Here is a 16,872-nt window from a genome sequence, read left to right on the forward strand (position 1 = left end):
GCCCTGAGCCAAGCAAGCCCGGCACCGCGCTACGCGACTAACGGCTGATCGGGATCTCGTAGACGATCTCGCAGTGAGCCGCGGGCACCACAATGTCCGCCGTCTCAACGGGCCGACCTTCGTCGCTGTAGTAGGTCCGCCGGATGTGCGTAACGAGTGCGGCTTTCTGGATGCCGAGTAGCGACGCCTCCTCGGCGGACGCCTGCCTCGGCTCCGGCTGCTCCACGGCATGGCTGACCGTGATGCCGATCGCGGCCATACGGTTCACGACGCCCGCTCCAGCATGCGGCCCTCCCTCAGGAAGAACGACGAGAGTGCCGGCTGTGAGGTCGTACGGCTCCCAACTCGTCGACAGTTGCACTGGCCTGCCGTCCGCCAGGAACTCGTACACCGTCCGCACGCACAGCTCACCGTCGTCGACCCCGAGACGCGCCGCGATGTCTGCGGGCGCCGGCACCTTGGCGTCCGTCCGGCTCTCCCAGTCCCCTTGCCTGCCCACGGCCTTCATGTCGGCCCGGAAGGGCGACCCGCTCGGCTGCTCGCGCGCCGATGACCGCACCACGCGGACCCGCTGCCGGGGCTCGGCGACGTAGGTACCCGACCCGGCTCGGCCCTCCAGCACACCTTGGGAGATCAGCAGCTCCTGCGCCCGACGGACCACGTTCTCACCGACACCGCACTCCTGGCCGATCTGCGCGCGGGAAGGCAGGCGGTCTCCTGGCTCCCACAGGTGCTCCGCGATCCGCCGCCGGAGCTCGTCGGCGATGCGGAGATAGGGCGGCTGCTCAGGCATATGGAAAATCTAGTCCACTAGCTCTAATCTAGTTAACTAGCTTCACTCAAAGTGATCGCTGGATGACGGAGGCTGCCCTGTGCCCGCTTCGGAAGTTAGCGCGGCGGCCATCGCCGCCCGACTGTCCGCCCTCGGGCTTTCCACGCGAGTGGAGGAACAGCACCAGCACACATCGATGGAAGCGGAGGTGCCGGACACGCTCTCCGCCGAGTCATGGCGGGAGGTCCTGGACGTGGTGGCTGAGGCCGACCGATTCGGGCTCCTGGCCACCAGCTTGAACGACCGCACCTTATGGGCGGTCGTACGCAAAGCGGCCCCCACGACGGGCGATGTCGGGGGACCGAGCCATCAGCGATAGGAGCTGAACAGCGTGCTCAACCGTATCCGCCGCGCCTTCTCTCTCACTAGGGTGCGCAACTCTCCAAGGGGCAGGCACCGCCGGCCGTTAGTGCCCGCCTTTCCTCCTCCACCTCTTCCCGGCTCTCGTAGGCCCGATGGCACGTCGCCCCCCGGCTTGGGCCACACAGGCGACGACGCGGCATCGCACCTAACCCTGCTCAGAGGAGAGGACGACGTGGCCCTGGTCCGCCCGTACGTCCTGGCGATGGAAGGACGCGTCCGGACACGTGCGATGGTCATCGCCCCTCACCTCTCGGCGGACGCCTGGTCAGCACTGACGGGGGCGCACTGATGCCGCATCGTCGACAACCGCACATCGCAGACGCCTCGCCCGTTGCCTATCGCTCGACTGCATGCCGGATCGGTACCCATCACATCTGCGCAGACGCCTCCCCGAAGCCGGTCCCGGCTGGCATCCCGGTGATCTGCGAGGCGTGCGACTGCCCGTGCCACTCGGGCGTTGACCCGTCCGCAGCCTTGGGGGTGACGCAGTGAGGGCGTATGCCCCCGGCGGTGCGCTGGTCTCCAACATCGAGGTCACCGCGACCACCGTGCAGCGCGGCGACATCATCCAACTCGGCGGCCATGCCTTCCGGGTGAGAGACCTCTTCCAACTCCCCCAGGGAGCGAAGCAACTGGTCTTCGAGTCGGGCGAACTGCTGACCATACATGCGCGTACCCGGCTCGTCGCCGTGCGAATGCTGAGAAGGCGGTGACCGGCTCCATGCGCTCACGCCACCTCGACATCGCCGACGACCTCCGGCAGCAGATCACAGCCGGCCGCATCCTGCCGAGCGAACGCCTTCCATCCGAGGCTGCCCTCGCCGACCGATACGGGATCAGCACGGTGACGCTGCGAAGAGCACTCGCCGTGCTCCAGAGGGAAGGCCTCGTCGAGAAGATCCACGGCAAAGGCAACTTCGTCCGACGCCCTTACCGCAAGATCATGTACATCGGCGGCTGGGGCACCCTGGACCCGTGGACCGCCGCCGAACCGGACTTGCGCGTCACCATCCGCAGCACCGCGGTTCAGGCACAAGCGCACTTGGCGACCTTGTTGAAGGTGCCCACGGGCAGCCCCGTCGTGGAGTTCACCTGCCTCAGCCGCGAAGGTGTGTCACCACACGGCCTGGCGCGCGTCTACATGCCGCACGACCTGGTCCCGCCCGAAGCACTCGACGACGCCTCCACATCCAGAGAGGCAGCCAGAAGGTTCGCCTTCCTCGCTCCACCCCCGACTGCTGCCCGAGAGACGGTGAGCGCTCGCTTCCCGACACCGGACGAAGCCTCGGCCCTCCGGATCGGCATCGCGTCAGTCGTCCTATCCATCACTCGCATCGCCACCGACTCCACGGGCCGCGTCGTCGAAGCCACGCTTCTGGCCTTCCCGGGGGATCGAGTCGACGCCGTGTTCACCACCCACCACGAAATCGACGAAAGGCAGAGCAGGGGGTGACAGCACCGAACGAACTGCGACTCCTCCCGTGGTCGGGCCCGGAAGGCAAGCCCTGCTACCTGAGCACCGATGAACGAGGCAGCTACATGTCCCGCCTGGCGGACAACATCGAGGCAGTCCAACTCGGCACGGCGGCCGCGCTACTGGAGGAAGCCTCCGAAACCCTCAACGACCGGGATGTGGCCCTTGACGAGATGCGGCGCTTGGCGAAGGAGCTGAGCGGGGCTCTCCGGGACGTTCTCCGCGTCGCGACCAGCCGCGGTCACCTCTTGGCGGTCGACGGACCCCGCCCCTAAAGAAGCCACCAAGAGCGGTTACCTGCATCGACGTTCCTTGACACGCAGAGGGAGGGAATCCCGCCAACTGGTCAGCGCTTGCTATCCAGCGGTCCTGAAGAAGCCCACGGGGCTGATGCAGTTCAGATGCCGTGGGCTTCTGACCGTGAGCCCTCAGCTTGGGAAGCTGCGGAACTATGGGTCATTTTGGGGAGCTGACCTGGGCGTACGGCTGGGCTCCGGTCTCCGCGGCTGGGCAGATTTCACCGTGACTCCCGTCGTTCCCCGCTGGGTCTGGTGCGGTTGTGGTGCGGGCTCCCAGCCTGGCAGCCACCCGTCTCCACCCAACGACGATGACGGCCGGCACCAGGCTCAACAGGTGATGCCGAGTTCCTCGCGGAGTCCCATATGCTCGCGAGGCAGTTGATATGAGCAGTCCACTTGGGGGGCACTAAACCGCATGGCCGACGACATCAAGTACGAGTACAAGACCGTGCAGACAGTTCGCGGCACCGACGGCTTGGTGATCTCGAAGATGCAGAAGGACGGCTGGGAGCTCGCGGAACAGGCCCAGGGCCCGCTTCGCTCCACCCTGAACTTCCGCCGACCGAAGAAGCCGCAGCCGTGGCTCCTAATCGGCGCGGTTGCCGGCGTCCTCGTGACCCTGACCATCGTCATCGGCACTGCCTCTGCACTCAGCGGCGGAGGCGATAGGAAGGACGAGTCGGACAAGTCGACGGCCGCCGCGAGCCAGAAGCCTGCCGCGACGCCGACTCCGACCGTGGCCGATTCGGCTGCCGCTGAGATGATCACGTCTCAGAACAACCCGGAATTCGCGGCGCTACTGAAGGCGGACTCGTGCGACGACGCGAACCTGAACTTCGCGACCAAGCACGAGGGCAAGACGGTCGCGTTCAACGGCTCGATCGTGAACATGGCGCCCCACGGTAACTACGACACCCGCTACGACTTCCTCCTGGGCCCAGGCGACAAGGGACCGAACACGACGGCCGGCCCGGCCTTCAAGTACCAGGACGTCAGCGCCTTTGACCTGAGACTGACCGGCAAGAAGATTCCCGCCACCGTCGGCACAGGCGACAAGTTCCGCTTCGTCGCGAAGGTGGGCGAGTTCAACGCGGACCAGTGCCTCTTCTTTCTTGACCCAGTCTCGACGGAAGTCCGGTAGTCAAGATGAGCAGCCGCGTCATCACCGGACCAGCGTGCCCGGCCGATCAGCTCCGTCATCAGCATCTCCTGACGGCCTGCATCTGATGCCTGGTGGGACTGAGCCTGCGAACACGGCTCCGGAGGCCCTTGCGCTTCAGCGTCCATGCGCAGGTGACGGGCTTCCGGATGATCGACGAGCCGGAGTCAGTACACGCATAGGCCATGCGACAGCGTTCACCCACCCTCAGAGCGGCTGACGGTGCCGCTGCCGGCTCGCTCGGAGCAGAGTGAAGCTTCTTCGAAGCCCCGTCCACACCCAGTGTATGTACGCAAACCCGGACAGTGAGCAGGCGATTTGGCTGACACCCGAGACAACCCCTCACGTGGCCAGCTACTTTCATGATTGTGGATCAGAGCATGCATGGCTTGATCGGCCTCAGTGGCGCAGAGTGGCAGGACTTGTGCACACGGGTACTCAGGGTGCACCACGGCACCGATCTCGTCGTGGTCCCCGACAAGGGGGGTGATCATGGTCTTGAGGCGTACACGCTAAGCGGTCACTTGTTTCAGTGCTACAGCCCGGATGAGCCACTGACGACATCAAAGCGTTACGAAAAGCAGCGGGCGAAAACGACTGTTGACGTTGGCAAGTTCATCAGTAACTCCGACAAGCTGAAAAAGCTCTTCGGGGAGCATGTCAAGATTAGTCGATGGATTATTTTGTGCCCCTACATCGACAGCAAGGACCTCGCAGCTCATTGTGCAAGCCAGACCAAGAGGGTCCGTGAAGCGGACTTGACGTATGCCGATCCCGATATCCATGTCATTTGCCAGACGATGGAAGATTACGAGTTTAGCTATAAGAAGGTGGTTAACGCGCAGCTTGCCCGCATGCACCTGCCACCCCTTGCGGAGCCGGACTATAGCTCCGTAGAGAGTGGGGATGTGGATAAGATGCGAGAGAAGCTTGCAAAGGTTCACAGTCTGCGCGATGAGTCGCGCAGAAATGACTATGTACGGCGCTTGCTCTACTCATATCTGAATAGCCAGGAGTTTCGCGCATACATTAAAGATCATTACACGGAGATTCACGCGTTGCTTGAGTCTGAGTTGGATGACTTGGAGCAGCGTTTGGTAATGGAATTCGTCCTAGACGAAAGCCGTGCAGCTACTCAGCTGCAAAAGGTTCTGATTGAGACGGAGCAACGAGTGAAGAAGTGCGCTCCCGACACTTCTTCCAGTGACTCTCGCACCTTGGCTCAAGGGCAGGTCGCTGATTGGCTCATGAAGTGCCCGCTTGACTTCTACGAAGAACTAGCATCCTAGGGGGAGCTCAATGACTACCGCTGGCTTCTTGGGTGCGAATGACGAGCTCGTGCACGCACGGATTGCGTTTCGGAGTCAACCTCGGCCGATTCCAGCGGATGCCCGAGTCACTTATAAACTTGCCCAGGTTGCCTTGGTGCTCAACTCTTTCAATCGAAATAGCGCCAGCATTGAGAATCTCCAGCTATTTACCTGGTCGCTTCAGAGTCGTCGCAGCGGCCAGATGCTGGTGTCCTGGTGGTTGGGCACGAGGTATGCCAATACAGTCACCCAAAGATCCGACCCCAACCTTTCCGTCGCTCTCAATGTTGGCCTGATTCGCGGAATGATCCGCCTGACTGGCGCGAACAACTCCCGCGTGACGCTTCAGCCGCCCGGAGCTCTATTCGCGCAGCAGATTGTGGCAGACGACGAATTGATGAGGGCCGAGAAAGACTATCTGCACCAATTTGGGAAGCTCAGTGATGCGGCGATCTCCCGACGGCTTGCGCGCAGCCTGTAGTGTTTTTAGGGGATGGGCATAGATGAAGACCAAGATTCGAGCAGTCAAACTTCGAGTCAGGAGCGCGGCTGGGCCAGCAGGTGCGACTATTGTTTTCGAGTCGGGCTTGAATATCTTGCGGGCGAGTAACAGTCGCGGGAAAACACAATCCCTGCAGGCTGTCGTTTACGCCTTGGGTCTCGAATCCATGTTTGGCCCTAGCGCGGGCACTTCGCTCGGCAGTGCCCTGACGACGCAGATTTCCTACGGAGAACCCGAGCGTGCAATCGCCGTGCACTCTAGCTGGTGTGCGGTGGAATTAGAGAATGAAAACGGAATTATCACGGCACAGAGAGCCGTCAAGAACAGCCGAGTGCAACCGAACCTGGTTCGGGTGTGGCATGGGCCTGCTATTACAGGGGACCCTACCGGGCAGCGGCAGGAAGAATTCTTTGTACGGGAGTCGGGGGCAGCTAAGAATCCGAGGGGATTCCATCGTTTTCTGGCCTCCTATCTAGGCTGGCAATTGCCTGCCATTCCAAAGTATACGGGCGGAGAGGCTCTCCTCTACCCGGAGATCATTTTCCCCTTCTTGTATGCCGATCAGCGAGCATGGGGGTCGGCAGGGCCTCGACCAGTCACGCAATATCAGCTGCGCGAACCGACTCGCCGCGCTGCAGAGTTCCTTCTTGGCTTCACTGGTCCTGAAACCGCAGCGGAGCGGTATCGTCTCGAAGACAAGATTAAGAAACTGCGCAGCGAGTGGGGAAGCAAACTAGCTGCCGTTGAAGCAACAGCCGCTGCGGCTGGTGGCAGGGTTGTAGGATTGCCAGAATTGCCAGTCGGAGCTCGAAGCCGGACCGGCTCAAGGCCTACTCGTCCCACAGTAACAAGTGAGGCGAGATTGCAAGTTCTCGTGGATGAAGAATGGCGTAGCGACGAAGAGGTTCTGCGACATCTCCAGGAAGCTGCCGCTCCGTCAGAGCCCTCGCAGGTGGTTGAAGTCGGACAGGGCTTGATTCAAGAACGACTTGCAGAGCAACAAAGGGAGCTTACGCGTCTATCCACAACAGCGAAGATTGTGGAACAGAATCTCACGCTCAACGAGAAGCAAGTCGTGATCCTGGATAGCAGGATAAATGCACTGGCAGATGAGAAGGTCAAAAACCAGGACATCAAGACTCTGCTGAGACTCGGTGCCTCGAGTGGTGTGCTTGAAATCGACGACGCCGAATGCCCAACCTGCCACCAGCCTCTAGCAAACGTAGAGGCCGGCCAAGTGGGCCCAGTGCTGGATGTCGACGCTACGATCTCGTTGCTTTCCTCCCAGGCTCGGACATTCGAGGAGATGCGACGGCAGGCTCAAGAGGCTGCGACCGAAAGCCGAGCATCATATCGGGCAATTCAAAGAGCCGTGGATGTCTGCCGAACGGAGATCAAGGCGCTTCAGGAAGACTTGGTTGCACCTGAGGACTTTCCCAGCTCTGGTGACATTGCAAGGCGTGTCGCTGCGGAGGTGCGGCTTTCTGATTTCAATCGCGTCCGAGATGCGGTTGACGATCTACTCGCGGAAATGCAAGACCTGGCGAACTCCATCTTTGAGGTGCGCTCTAAGCTCTCTGATCTACCCAATGTCACGCCCCGGGAAGATGACCGGCGCCGCGACATGCTGCAAAGAGTGGTTAGAGAGCAGCTAACTGACTTCGGGTTCAGTAGCTACGGTGCAACTTTGGTGAGCATTGATGAGGAGACGCTGCGTCCGGAGCGAGAAGGTCTAAACCTTGACACGGATGCGAGTGCAAGCGACGTGGTGCGCACGAAGATTGCTTATCTCAATGGTATTCGTGAGGTGGCAAATTCTCTCGGGACGCAACATCCAGGCTTTCTGATGCTCGATGAGCCTCGCCAGCATGAACTCGACGAGGATCATTTCAGAGCGACGCTGCGTAGACTCGCTCGTTGCTCTGATGTTGGTGATCAGGTCATCGCCACGTCTGCTGCTTCAGTGACCGCGCTTTCCACGATGCTTGGCGCAGCACAAGCGAATGTCATCGATCTTGGCAACAAACGGCTGATCCAGCCGGCGTCGGGTGATGATCCTATGGATTACTAGGCTCGGTCAACCTGCACGCCGTCTTATGAAGGGTGGTAACGAACCTCAGCCGACGAAAGTCAGCCACGATGGCGGCTGCGCCCACCGACCACGCGCGCGTATGCCTCGCTGTACCCCCACCGGCCTCAACCACGCCATCGGGTTGAGCCGCAGGGCGGCAGCAAGACAGTGAGCGTCGGCCTGTTAGGCCGACAGGGAGCCTAGCCGAGTCCTGGCTTACCGATGGACACCGAGATGGAGGGGACCGATTGCACGCGGTAGCCAATTGGAGCGGGGATGAATGGGAACAACGATGCATTTTCCTCCTTCGCAGACGTTACGGTGCTGATCAGGTTCAGGTGATTCCTGTAATTAGCAGAGGGGATCTCGGTATCGAGGCGTTTACCTGCGACGGCTTCGTTTTCCGATGCTACGCACCTCATGAGCCTATGACTGTCAGGGAGCGCTACGAGAAACAACGGGCCAAGCTGTCCACTGGTCTGATCAAGTTGATGGATCATCAGGATGAGTTCTCAAGGCTTCTCGGGAACGTAAAAATTACACGTTACGTGCTCATGGTGCCGCACCGTCCCTCACTAGAACTTGTCCAGCATGCATCAGCTAAGGAGGCCGAGTATCGGGCGCTCAATCTCCCCTTCCTGGGTTCCGATTTTCGGATCGACATAGTGAATGATGAAGCCTCTTTGCCTGACCGTATCAGGCCTGTCGATCTTGGTACTCCCGAGAGTGGGGAAATTCCGAGCGTAGGTCATGGCTCATGCGCCGTTATACGCAGCAGGGCGCGTGGTGACAGGAGTGATTACCGATGTGCACGATTCCCGATTCTCGACTCTGGGCAAGCAGATGTCTTTGAGGCCGTACATAAGGACACCAAGATCGCAGTAGCTCTGAAGAAGCTGCGTCAGAAGTATCCGTCTGAGCGTCAAGTAGCCCGCATGAGGCGAGAGATTGAGATCGGCCTCGCCCTCGACGGACACCCGAATGCTGTACCGATCTTGGACCATGGGACTGACTGCAAATGGTTCGTCATGCCCCTGGCTGATAAAACAGCTGAAGCTTGCCAAGCTGTTCTGCAGAACGATTCTGATGAGCTGCGCGCACTGGTCGACGCTCTTGCTTCAGTGTTGTCTGTAGCGCATGAGGAGGGCTGGCTGCATCGCGACATCAAGCCCTCAAATATCCTCCACCTCGACAACCGCTGGACGCTCGCTGATTGGGGTATCGTCCGGCGACCCCGCGGTGCGACGACGAAAGTTGGCAGAACGGGCACTTCTATCGGTACGTTGGGTTTTTCCGCTCCGGAGTTATCAGTCAATCCTCATGAGGCGACCTTTGCGAGCGACATTTACAGCATCGGCAGGGTGATCGCTTGGGCTCTCACTGGGCAAGAGCCACTCGCCAATCTTCCCTTGCTTCCTTCGAGCCCTGGCCCTTGGCGCAATATAGTGAGGCGAGCGACCAATCAAGACCCTGCGCTGAGACCTCAGAGCATTCTCGAGTTGATGTCCCTGATTGAGGAAGAGTTGGCCGAGGAGCCCGTGGATCCGATAACCCGTGCTGCTGCGTTGATCGAAACCGCAAACAAAGGCGAAACGGGTGCTGCTAGCGCGCTGCTCGCTCTCCTAACGGATCATACCGGGGACTACTCTCTGTATGTCGAGGAATTGATCCGTCTTAGGGTGAGTCAAGCCGGGCGAATCCTGGCACGGGACTCGGCGCAAGCGCACGTCATCTTTCGTGCGCTGGCAGGCCACGTCGATGGAGATGACACTCGGAGAGTGGAGTTCGGTGAAGCCGCAACAGTAGTGACGTGGCTATGCGACGTCGCTTCCTACGCTGCGAACCGGCACCATTGGGACGTTCTTGAGGATGCTGTAGACGCCATGTGCATTTGGGATGCGGCATGGGACCAGTGGTCCGCGCAAAAGAGGGTTAGGTCCTGGCTGGAGTCGCTGAGTGGGGAAGCTGCCGCAGCTGTCGCTTCCGTATTGCGCCAGCATGAGGAGTCCGCGCATCACTTCAGTGGGCTGGCAGGAAGCCGGGGCGCTGATCTACGAATCCGTCAGGCGGTTCGCAGCGAGTCAACGTAAAGCGTTGAGCTGGATGTGCCTCTGGTCAACAGGCTGCCAATCTCCTTGCGCGCGGCCCGCCCTCCGGCCGGGCGGGAGCGGGGCGGAGACAGGAGCGTAGGCCCCGGCCGGAGGGCGGGCCGCGCGCGGTGAGCGGAGCGAGCCGCCTTGATGAAGTAGGGAAAGTCTTATCCCGCTGGGATGAGGTGCTTGTGTCCGGTCCCGGTAGATGCTTGACAGTTCGGTCCCAGCTGATGGTTGACAGTGGCCGTGTTCGGCTTTTCTGTGCGCGTCGTTGCGGTGCGTGTGGGGAGGCCGGGATTGGCGCTGGTGGAGTTGTCGGTTGTCGAGCAGAGGTATCGGGCCGTGCTTGCGGTGCTGGCGGGTGCGACGGTGACGGAGGTCGCCGCGTCGCTGGGGGTGTCCAGGCAGACGGTCAGCGGGTGGAAGACCCGGTATCAGGCCTCGGGCCTGTCTGGGTTGGCGGACCGTTCGCGTAGGCCGGGGTCGTGTCCGCATCAGGCTTCTGCCGAGGTGGAGGCTGCCGTCTGTGAGCTGCGGCGGGAGCATCCCCGGTGGGGTCCGCGGCGGATCGCGTTCGTGCTGGAGCGGTCCGGGGCCGTTGCGCCGGTGCCGTCGCGGATGACCGTGTATCGGATTCTGGTCCGGCATGGGCTGGTGGAGCCGGGGGTGCGGCGCCGGAAGCGGTCGGATTACAAGCGTTGGCAGCGGGACCGTCCGATGCAGTTGTGGCAGATGGACATCGTCGGCGGGGTGATGCTCGTCGACCCGGTGACGGGTGAGTTGTCCGAGGCGAAGGTCGTGACCGGGGTGGATGACCATTCCCGGTACTGCGTGATCGCGTCGGTGGTGGAGCGGGCGACGGGCCGGGCGGTCTGTTCGGCGTTCGCCGGGGCGTTGGAGGCGTTCGGGGTGCCGGAGGAGGTACTGACCGACAACGGCAAGCAGTTCACCGACCGGTTCGGGCACGGGGGTGAGGTGCTGTTCGACCGGATCTGCCGGGAGAACGGGATCGCGCACCGGCTGACCCAGCCGGCCTCGCCGACCACGACGGGCAAGGTCGAGCGTTTCCATCAGACGCTGCGGCGTGAACTCCTGGATGACTGCCCGGCTTTCGAGAGCGTCGAAGAGGCCCAGGCGGCGCTGGACGCGTGGGTTCGGGAGTACAACTCGGTGCGGCCGCATCAGGCCCTGGACATGCAGTCTCCTGCTGACCGGTTCGCCCCGGTGCCCGAGGAGGAGCGGGCCGTGCTGGGGCTGCGGGTGCCTGGGGTGCTGGGGCTGGTGCCACAGCAGCGGACGCCACCCACCGCGGTGGCGGACCCGGTCGAGGCGGAGCCTGCCCCTGTCCCCGTTCCCGGCGTGATGCGGGTGGATGAGGCAGGGGCGGTGGAGTTCGAGCGGGTGGTGCCGGCAAGTGGGAATCTGCAGGTCGCGGGCAAGCAGTTCTGGCTGGGTCCGTCACGGGCGGGGCTGACGGTGACGTTCTGGGCGGACACGCGAGTGATCCACGTGCTGATCGCGGGGGCGCGGATCAAGACGGTGCGGTCGCATCTGTCGGTGGTGGATCTGGGGCGGCTGGCGGCCCGGGGCGGTCGTGCGGCCGGCCCTCCGCCGCTTCCCGCCGGTGACAGTGACGGGGCCGCGTTCGAGGTGGACCGGGTCGTGAACAACAGCGGCCTGGTGGGCCTGGGCGGCCACCAGGTGCTGGCGGCGGAGATCCTCGGCGGCCGCCAGGTGGGTGTCCGCATCGACGACGAGACGCTGTCGTTCTTCGATCCGTCCTCACGGGAACTGCTGCGAGTGCGGCCCAACCCGCTGACCGGCGAGGAAGTCCGCAGGCTGCGGGGTCTGCGGCCTGCCGGCCCGCCGCCCCGGCCCCGTGTCGAGCCGGTCCGGGTGCAGCGGAAGGTCAGCGCGGTGGGCACGGTCATGGTCTGCCGCCAGACCGTCTCCCTCGGCCGCCCCTACGCAGGCCAGACCGTGACCGTCCACGTCTCGGACACCACGATCACCGTCGACCTCGACGGCCAGATCCGAGTCATCCGGCGCACCACCGACATCCCGGTCCGTAACGTGAAAGCCAATAAGCCCCACAAAATTTCCGATGTTGTCTAGGCCCACCGTCAAGCATCAGGTGAGACCCGAACGTCAGGCATCAACTGGGACCCGACAGGGATGAGGTGCTTGCCGTCGTGGCTTCGTACGTGGGGGCCAGCCCCGTCTAGGGCGTCCAGGAGTCTGATCGCGTAGACCTCGGCCATGCGGTCGCTGACCTGGTCGGGTGTGAGCCAGGAGACGGCTGTTGACTCGCTTGAGGTGCGTTCGGTGCCGCCGGAGGGCTTGCAGCGGAAGACCAGGGCGACGATGCCTCGGGTGGTGTTCTTGTAGACGCCGGTGAGTTCGTCGACCTCGACGTGGATGCCGGTCTCTTCCCAGACTTCGCGGGCTACGCCGGCTTCTGGGGTCTCGTTGAGTTCGAGTACGCCGCCGGGGAGTTCCCAGGTGCCGTTGTCGGCTCGGCGGATGGCCAGGAGGCGGCCGTCTTCGCGCACGACGACTCCGGCGACGGATACGGAGTGCAGGGGCGTCGACGTTGCTTCCTGTGGTTGACTCATGTACAGGAGCATAGGAGGCAGAGAAGGACTATGGGAACTGCGGTAGAGGGGGGCAGGTCCGGGCCTCGGTACGTGCAGATCGCGGACGAGATCGTGCAGCAGATCCGGGCGGGTGTGCTCAAGCCCGGTGACATGGTGCCGAGTGAATCGGAGCTGGTGGACCGCTACGGCGTGTCCGGGGGCACGATCCGCAAGGCCATGGTCGAGGTGCGGGCGAGCGGGCTCGTCGAGACCCGGCACGGCAAGGGCTCGATCGTGAAGGACCGGCCGCCGGTGCGGCACCGTTCCTCCGACCGCTTCCGGCGTTCGCTTCGCCAGGGTGGCAAGGCCGCGTACCTCGCGGAGTCCGCGCAGTCCGGAGCCACTGCCAAGGTGAGCGTCCTCTACATCGGGCCCATGGAGGCTCCCGCGGATGCCGCCCGGCGTCTCGGCGTCTCGGCCGGTACTCAGGTGCTTGCCCGGCGGCGGCTCTACTTCCGCAACGGCACCCCGGTCGAGACGGCCTCCTCCTACCTTCCGTGGGACGTCGTCAAGGACATCCCGGAGCTGTTCGCCGAGAACCCCGGTGGCGGTGGCATCTACGCCCGACTCGAAGATCACGGGCATGAGTTCGCCGAGTTCGTCGAGACGCTGCAAGCGCGGCCAGCCTCCAAGGCGGAAGCCTCCGAGTTGGCGCTGAGTCCGGGTGCGCCCGTGGTTCACCTGATCCGGGAGGCCCGTACGACCGCCGGAGTCGTGGTGGAGGTCTGCGACACGCTCATGGCGGCTGACCAGTTCGTTTTCGAGTACCGGATCCCTGCCGCCGACTGACGCTCGCTCAACTTCTCGCAACCCGTCGTGACTTCGATGTCGCGGCGGGTTGACTCATGTACAGGAGTGATGCACTCTTCTTCATGTCACTCATATACATGAGTGACGGAGTTCGGCATCTGTAGAGGAGTGTTCTGCTGTGCGTCAGATCCCCGTCGACACCTCCGCCGCGACCGTGATGGTCGCCAAGACCCCGCAGCCCAAGGTGCGTGACCGCCGTACCGGCGAGATCGCCACCGACGCCGAGACCGGCGCGAAGCTGATGACCGTGGACGTGATGTTCGCGGCCAACGACGAAGTCGAGATCCTGTCCGTGACCGTCCCGGAGACCGGCATCTCCGGTGACCTGACCATGGGCACCCCGGCCGCGCTCACGGGGCTGGTCGCCCGGCCGTGGGAGAACGAGTTCAACGGCCAGAAGCGGCACGGCATCGCCTTCCGCGCGGTCGCCGTCACCTCGCTGGCCACCACGGGCACGGGCTCGAAGGCGGCCTGAGCCATGACGTGGCCGACGGTCTTACTGCTGGTGGTCGTCGCCGCTGCGGGTCTCCTGCGGTGGCGGCGTCCCGCCTGGTACTGGATGACCTTCGGGGTCACCTTCGCTGTCGTGCGCGTCCTGGTCCGCTACGCCTCCGTCATGGAGGCCTGCGGGCTGACGGTCCCGCCCTCGCGCTGGCGCCTCATGCTGGCCCGGATGACCAACCGCCCGGCACCGGAGTTCCGCGCGCCGCGCATCCTGCGGCTGCGGCCCACCCACACCGGCCTGGTCCTGCGGCTCAAACTCCGCCCGGGACAGGATGCCTTCGACGTCGTCGCCGCCTCGGACCGGCTGCGCCATTCCTTCGGGATGTACGGCGTCACCTCCCGTGAGCTGCGCTCCGGTGTGGTCGAGATCCGGATGACCGGCTACGACGTGCTCAAGCGGGTGCAGATGCCGGCCAGGACCAACACCCGGCCGATGTGCGTTCCGGTCGCGCTGCGGGAGGACGGCTCGGTGCACTACCGCGACTACCGCGCCGTCCCGCACGGTCTGACCCTCGGGGCTACGGAGTCCGGCAAGTCCGTCTATCAGCGCAACCTCGTCGCCGGGCTCGCCCCGCACCACGTCGCGCTGGTCGGCATCGACTGCAAGCAAGGGGTCGAGCTGTTCCCGCTGGCCCGCCGGTTCTCCGCGCTGGCCGACAACCCGGATACCGCGCTGGAGTTGCTGGAGGCGCTGGTGTCCCACATGCAGGACGTGTATCAGCTCATCCGCGCCGAACAGCGGATCAGCGTCGCCGTGCCGGATGCGGAGATCGCCGCCGACATCTGGGACCTGCCCGAGAACCTGCGGCCTGTGCCGGTCGTCGTCCTGGTCGACGAGGTCGCCGAACTCGCGCTCTTCGCCAGCAAGGAGGAAGAGAAGCGCCGGGACCGGATCATCACCGCCCTGGTCCGCCTCGCCCAGCTCGGCCGCGCGGCCGGCGTCTACCTGGAGATCTGCGGGCAGCGCTTCGGCTCCGAACTCGGCAAGGGCATCACCATGCTCCGCGCCCAGCTCACCGGCCGCACCGCCCACCGCGTCAACGACGAGACATCCGCGAACATGGCCTTCGGCGACATCGCCCCGGACGCCGTCCTCGCCGCCATCCAGATTCCCGCCGAGACACGCGGAATCGCCATCGCCGGGGACTCCACCGGCGGCTGGCACCGCATCCGCGCCCCGCACACCACGCTGCGCCAGGCCGTGAACGTCTGCAACAAGCACGCCGACCGCACCCCCGAGCTGCCCGCCCTCGCGCCCTTCCGGCCCGCGGTTGCTCCGCTGCCCTCGGCCCGCGTGCCGCTGTCCAAGACAGCGCCCGCCACCGCCTGACCCACCCCCTCCCACGGTCGGCGCGACCGTCCTTCGCGCCGCGTCCCTACCCCCGCCATGCCTGATCACAGGAAGGAGCCGTGATGGCCCGCCCCGCTCTCCGCATCGACGCCGTACTCGTCCAGGCCGTCATCGCCGGGGCGCTGTCCTTCGCCCACCTCCACGACCTCGCCGCCGCTGCCGGACAGACCGGCTGGAAAGCCTGGGCCTACCCCGTCTCGGTCGACCTGCTCCTGGTCGCCGCCTGGCGACGGCTGCGTGCCGACGGGCCGTCCCGGCTGGCCTGGTGCTGGTTCCTCATCGCCCTCGTCGCCTCCCTCGGCGCCAACGTCGCCACCGCCGGGCTCCTCGACCTGAGCGACGTCCCGCCTTGGCTACGCATCCTCGTCGCGGCCTGGCCCGCCCTGGCCTTCATGGGCGGAACCCTCCTCGCCCACTCACCCGCAGAACCTTCCCCGGCTCCGCCGGCACCCTCCGACCCGACTCCGGACCCTGCGCCCGAAACGGCCGCCGCTGAGCCGGGCCCGGCGCCCGAACCTTCCGCCGTCCCGCAGATCGAGGAAGCTCCTGCTCTGCCCACGGCCGTGCCGGTCCCTGCCGCCCTCGTCGACCACGCCCGCAAAGTCGCCGACGACCACCACGCCCGCACCGGCACCCCGATCGACACCGACACCCTCCGCGCCCGACTCGGCGTCCCGCCTCACCTCGCCGACGCCATCGCCGCTCAACTCACCTGACCCGACCGCACCCCGACAGGAGACCGGCTGACATGCCCGCCCGCGACTTCTTCCACTCCGTCATGCGGATCGGCCCCGTGCAGATCGGCACCCACCGCGACCGCCGAGGCCAGACCAAACACGCCGCCGTGTGCACCAACGACCGCTGCGGCTGGTCCGCCGACTACTCCAGCCAGTCCGCCGCACAACTCGCCGCCCGCACCCACCGCTGCCGCGTCAGCTAGGAGGCCACCCGATGGACGTCCCGCTCTGGCTCGCGCTCCTCGCCGTCGGCTACCTCGGCGTCAAGCTCATCCGCCCGCCCTGGTGGCTCATCGCCGTACTGCTCCTCGGCGGCTTCCTCATCGCAGACAGCGTGCTGGCCCCCGTCGTCAACGGCTTCGTGAAGTAGCACGACCCGAAGGGAGAACACCGATGCTCCGCCCGAAGATCCCGACCAACCCCACGCCCGCCGGCCACATCACGCCGCCCGTGGTCGTCGCGCCGACCGCCGTCGTACCGAGTGCGCAGGTTCCGCCTCCTGCTCCGGTCGCTCCTGCGCCGTCCCGGCCCACGGTGCAGCTCACCCCCGGCACCGCCCTCGCTCTCGTCGGCGGCGGAACGGCCGTCGTCCTGGTCGTCGGCGCCGTTCTCGTTTCGATGCTCCTGGCCGTCGCCATCACCGGCGCCTCGGTCGCCGTCTGCGCCCTGGTGATCCGCTCCCTCGTCCACGCCGACGCCAAACGACGCTGACCGGCACCCGGGCGGCCTCG

General features: G+C 64.4%; 19 protein-coding genes. 17 read left to right on the forward strand and 2 right to left on the reverse strand.

Annotated elements, in window-relative coordinates; translation table 11 throughout:
• Positions 1-37 precede the first annotated feature (37 nt).
• Positions 38-793: a GntR family transcriptional regulator gene (locus tag OIE75_RS12730; protein ID WP_329470887.1), complete on the reverse strand. Its 756-nt coding sequence runs from the start codon at positions 791-793 to the stop codon at positions 38-40.
• A 79-nt stretch (positions 794-872) separates the two neighbouring features.
• Here OIE75_RS12730 and OIE75_RS12735 point away from each other — a divergent pair, with 79 nt between their 5' ends.
• The 10 genes from OIE75_RS12735 to OIE75_RS12780 all read left to right on the forward strand — a co-directional run bounded on the left by OIE75_RS12735 (position 873) and on the right by OIE75_RS12780 (position 12,218).
• On the forward strand, positions 873-1,151 hold the full coding sequence (locus OIE75_RS12735) for a hypothetical protein (RefSeq protein ID WP_329470888.1): 279 nt from the start codon (positions 873-875) through the stop codon (positions 1,149-1,151).
• A 532-nt stretch (positions 1,152-1,683) separates the two neighbouring features.
• A complete protein-coding gene (locus tag OIE75_RS12740) occupies positions 1,684-1,908 on the forward strand; it encodes a hypothetical protein (RefSeq protein ID WP_329470890.1) in 225 nt (74 codons plus the stop codon).
• Between the two features lie 8 nt (positions 1,909-1,916).
• Positions 1,917-2,648, forward strand: coding sequence for a GntR family transcriptional regulator (locus OIE75_RS12745; protein ID WP_329473975.1), 732 nt, complete (start codon positions 1,917-1,919; stop codon positions 2,646-2,648).
• On the forward strand, positions 2,645-2,944 hold the full coding sequence (locus OIE75_RS12750) for a hypothetical protein (RefSeq protein WP_329470892.1): 300 nt from the start codon (positions 2,645-2,647) through the stop codon (positions 2,942-2,944). The genes OIE75_RS12745 and OIE75_RS12750 overlap by 4 nt, the downstream gene beginning before the upstream one ends.
• 439 nt (positions 2,945-3,383) lie before the next feature.
• Positions 3,384-4,109 (forward strand): DUF4839 domain-containing protein, encoded by a 726-nt coding sequence (locus OIE75_RS12755; RefSeq protein ID WP_329470894.1) that lies wholly within the window; start codon positions 3,384-3,386, stop codon positions 4,107-4,109.
• A gap of 386 nt (positions 4,110-4,495) precedes the next feature.
• Complete coding sequence (locus OIE75_RS12760; RefSeq protein ID WP_329470896.1) at positions 4,496-5,416, forward strand: hypothetical protein; 921 nt, start codon at positions 4,496-4,498, stop codon at positions 5,414-5,416.
• A gap of 133 nt (positions 5,417-5,549) precedes the next feature.
• On the forward strand, positions 5,550-5,918 hold the full coding sequence (locus tag OIE75_RS12765) for a hypothetical protein (protein ID WP_329470897.1): 369 nt from the start codon (positions 5,550-5,552) through the stop codon (positions 5,916-5,918).
• A gap of 22 nt (positions 5,919-5,940) precedes the next feature.
• Positions 5,941-8,010, forward strand: a complete 2,070-nt coding sequence (locus OIE75_RS12770) for a hypothetical protein (RefSeq protein ID WP_329470898.1) — start codon at positions 5,941-5,943, stop codon at positions 8,008-8,010.
• A gap of 428 nt (positions 8,011-8,438) precedes the next feature.
• Positions 8,439-10,100, forward strand: a complete 1,662-nt coding sequence (locus OIE75_RS12775; protein WP_329470899.1) for a serine/threonine-protein kinase — start codon at positions 8,439-8,441, stop codon at positions 10,098-10,100.
• Between the two features lie 300 nt (positions 10,101-10,400).
• The gene (locus OIE75_RS12780) at positions 10,401-12,218 is read left to right on the forward strand and encodes an IS481 family transposase (protein ID WP_329470900.1); all 1,818 of its coding nucleotides are present in this window, start codon (positions 10,401-10,403) and stop codon (positions 12,216-12,218) included.
• A gap of 8 nt (positions 12,219-12,226) precedes the next feature.
• Here OIE75_RS12780 and OIE75_RS12785 read toward each other — a convergent pair whose 3' ends face one another.
• Complete coding sequence (locus OIE75_RS12785; RefSeq protein ID WP_329470901.1) at positions 12,227-12,730, reverse strand: NUDIX hydrolase; 504 nt, start codon at positions 12,728-12,730, stop codon at positions 12,227-12,229.
• 18 nt (positions 12,731-12,748) lie between these two features.
• On the opposite strand from OIE75_RS12785, the gene OIE75_RS12790 reads away from it, so the two are divergent.
• The 7 genes from OIE75_RS12790 (at position 12,749) to OIE75_RS12820 (ending at position 16,852) form a co-directional block, all read left to right on the forward strand.
• Positions 12,749-13,528: a GntR family transcriptional regulator gene (locus OIE75_RS12790; protein WP_329470902.1), complete on the forward strand. Its 780-nt coding sequence runs from the start codon at positions 12,749-12,751 to the stop codon at positions 13,526-13,528.
• Between the two features lie 139 nt (positions 13,529-13,667).
• Positions 13,668-14,024 (forward strand): SCO3933 family regulatory protein, encoded by a 357-nt coding sequence (locus tag OIE75_RS12795; protein ID WP_003950171.1) that lies wholly within the window; start codon positions 13,668-13,670, stop codon positions 14,022-14,024.
• Between the two features lie 3 nt (positions 14,025-14,027).
• Positions 14,028-15,383, forward strand: a complete 1,356-nt coding sequence (locus tag OIE75_RS12800) for an FtsK/SpoIIIE domain-containing protein (protein ID WP_329470904.1) — start codon at positions 14,028-14,030, stop codon at positions 15,381-15,383.
• An 83-nt stretch (positions 15,384-15,466) separates the two neighbouring features.
• Positions 15,467-16,120 (forward strand): DUF2637 domain-containing protein, encoded by a 654-nt coding sequence (locus OIE75_RS12805; protein WP_329470905.1) that lies wholly within the window; start codon positions 15,467-15,469, stop codon positions 16,118-16,120.
• A 32-nt stretch (positions 16,121-16,152) separates the two neighbouring features.
• Positions 16,153-16,344: a mobile element transfer protein gene (locus OIE75_RS12810; RefSeq protein WP_007388789.1), complete on the forward strand. Its 192-nt coding sequence runs from the start codon at positions 16,153-16,155 to the stop codon at positions 16,342-16,344.
• Between the two features lie 11 nt (positions 16,345-16,355).
• Positions 16,356-16,511 carry a hypothetical protein gene (locus OIE75_RS12815; RefSeq protein ID WP_003950175.1) on the forward strand — a complete coding sequence of 52 codons (156 nt, stop codon included), beginning with the start codon at positions 16,356-16,358 and terminating at the stop codon, positions 16,509-16,511.
• 23 nt (positions 16,512-16,534) lie between these two features.
• Positions 16,535-16,852 (forward strand): SpdD-like protein, encoded by a 318-nt coding sequence (locus tag OIE75_RS12820; RefSeq protein WP_164278066.1) that lies wholly within the window; start codon positions 16,535-16,537, stop codon positions 16,850-16,852.
• Positions 16,853-16,872 lie beyond the last annotated feature (20 nt).

The sequence above is a fragment of the Streptomyces sp. NBC_01723 genome, from assembly GCF_036246005.1.
Lineage (GTDB): Bacteria > Actinomycetota > Actinomycetes > Streptomycetales > Streptomycetaceae > Streptomyces.

Bases quoted from the DNA above. Each gene is read 5' to 3' on its own strand.
- OIE75_RS12730 (WP_329470887.1), bottom strand. From the start codon at position 793: ATGCCTGAGCAGCCGCCCTATCTCCGCATCGCCGACGAGCTCCGGCGG.
- OIE75_RS12745 (WP_329473975.1), top strand. From the start codon at position 1,917: ATGCGCTCACGCCACCTCGACATCGCCGACGACCTCCGGCAGCAGATC.
- OIE75_RS12755 (WP_329470894.1), top strand. From the start codon at position 3,384: ATGGCCGACGACATCAAGTACGAGTACAAGACCGTGCAGACAGTTCGC.
- OIE75_RS12770 (WP_329470898.1), top strand. From the start codon at position 5,941: ATGAAGACCAAGATTCGAGCAGTCAAACTTCGAGTCAGGAGCGCGGCT.
- OIE75_RS12775 (WP_329470899.1), top strand. From the start codon at position 8,439: ATGACTGTCAGGGAGCGCTACGAGAAACAACGGGCCAAGCTGTCCACT.
- OIE75_RS12785 (WP_329470901.1), bottom strand. From the start codon at position 12,730: ATGCTCCTGTACATGAGTCAACCACAGGAAGCAACGTCGACGCCCCTG.
- OIE75_RS12790 (WP_329470902.1), top strand. From the start codon at position 12,749: ATGGGAACTGCGGTAGAGGGGGGCAGGTCCGGGCCTCGGTACGTGCAG.
- OIE75_RS12800 (WP_329470904.1), top strand. From the start codon at position 14,028: ATGACGTGGCCGACGGTCTTACTGCTGGTGGTCGTCGCCGCTGCGGGT.
- OIE75_RS12805 (WP_329470905.1), top strand. From the start codon at position 15,467: ATGGCCCGCCCCGCTCTCCGCATCGACGCCGTACTCGTCCAGGCCGTC.
- OIE75_RS12810 (WP_007388789.1), top strand. From the start codon at position 16,153: ATGCCCGCCCGCGACTTCTTCCACTCCGTCATGCGGATCGGCCCCGTG.
- OIE75_RS12815 (WP_003950175.1), top strand. From the start codon at position 16,356: ATGGACGTCCCGCTCTGGCTCGCGCTCCTCGCCGTCGGCTACCTCGGC.
- OIE75_RS12820 (WP_164278066.1), top strand. From the start codon at position 16,535: ATGCTCCGCCCGAAGATCCCGACCAACCCCACGCCCGCCGGCCACATC.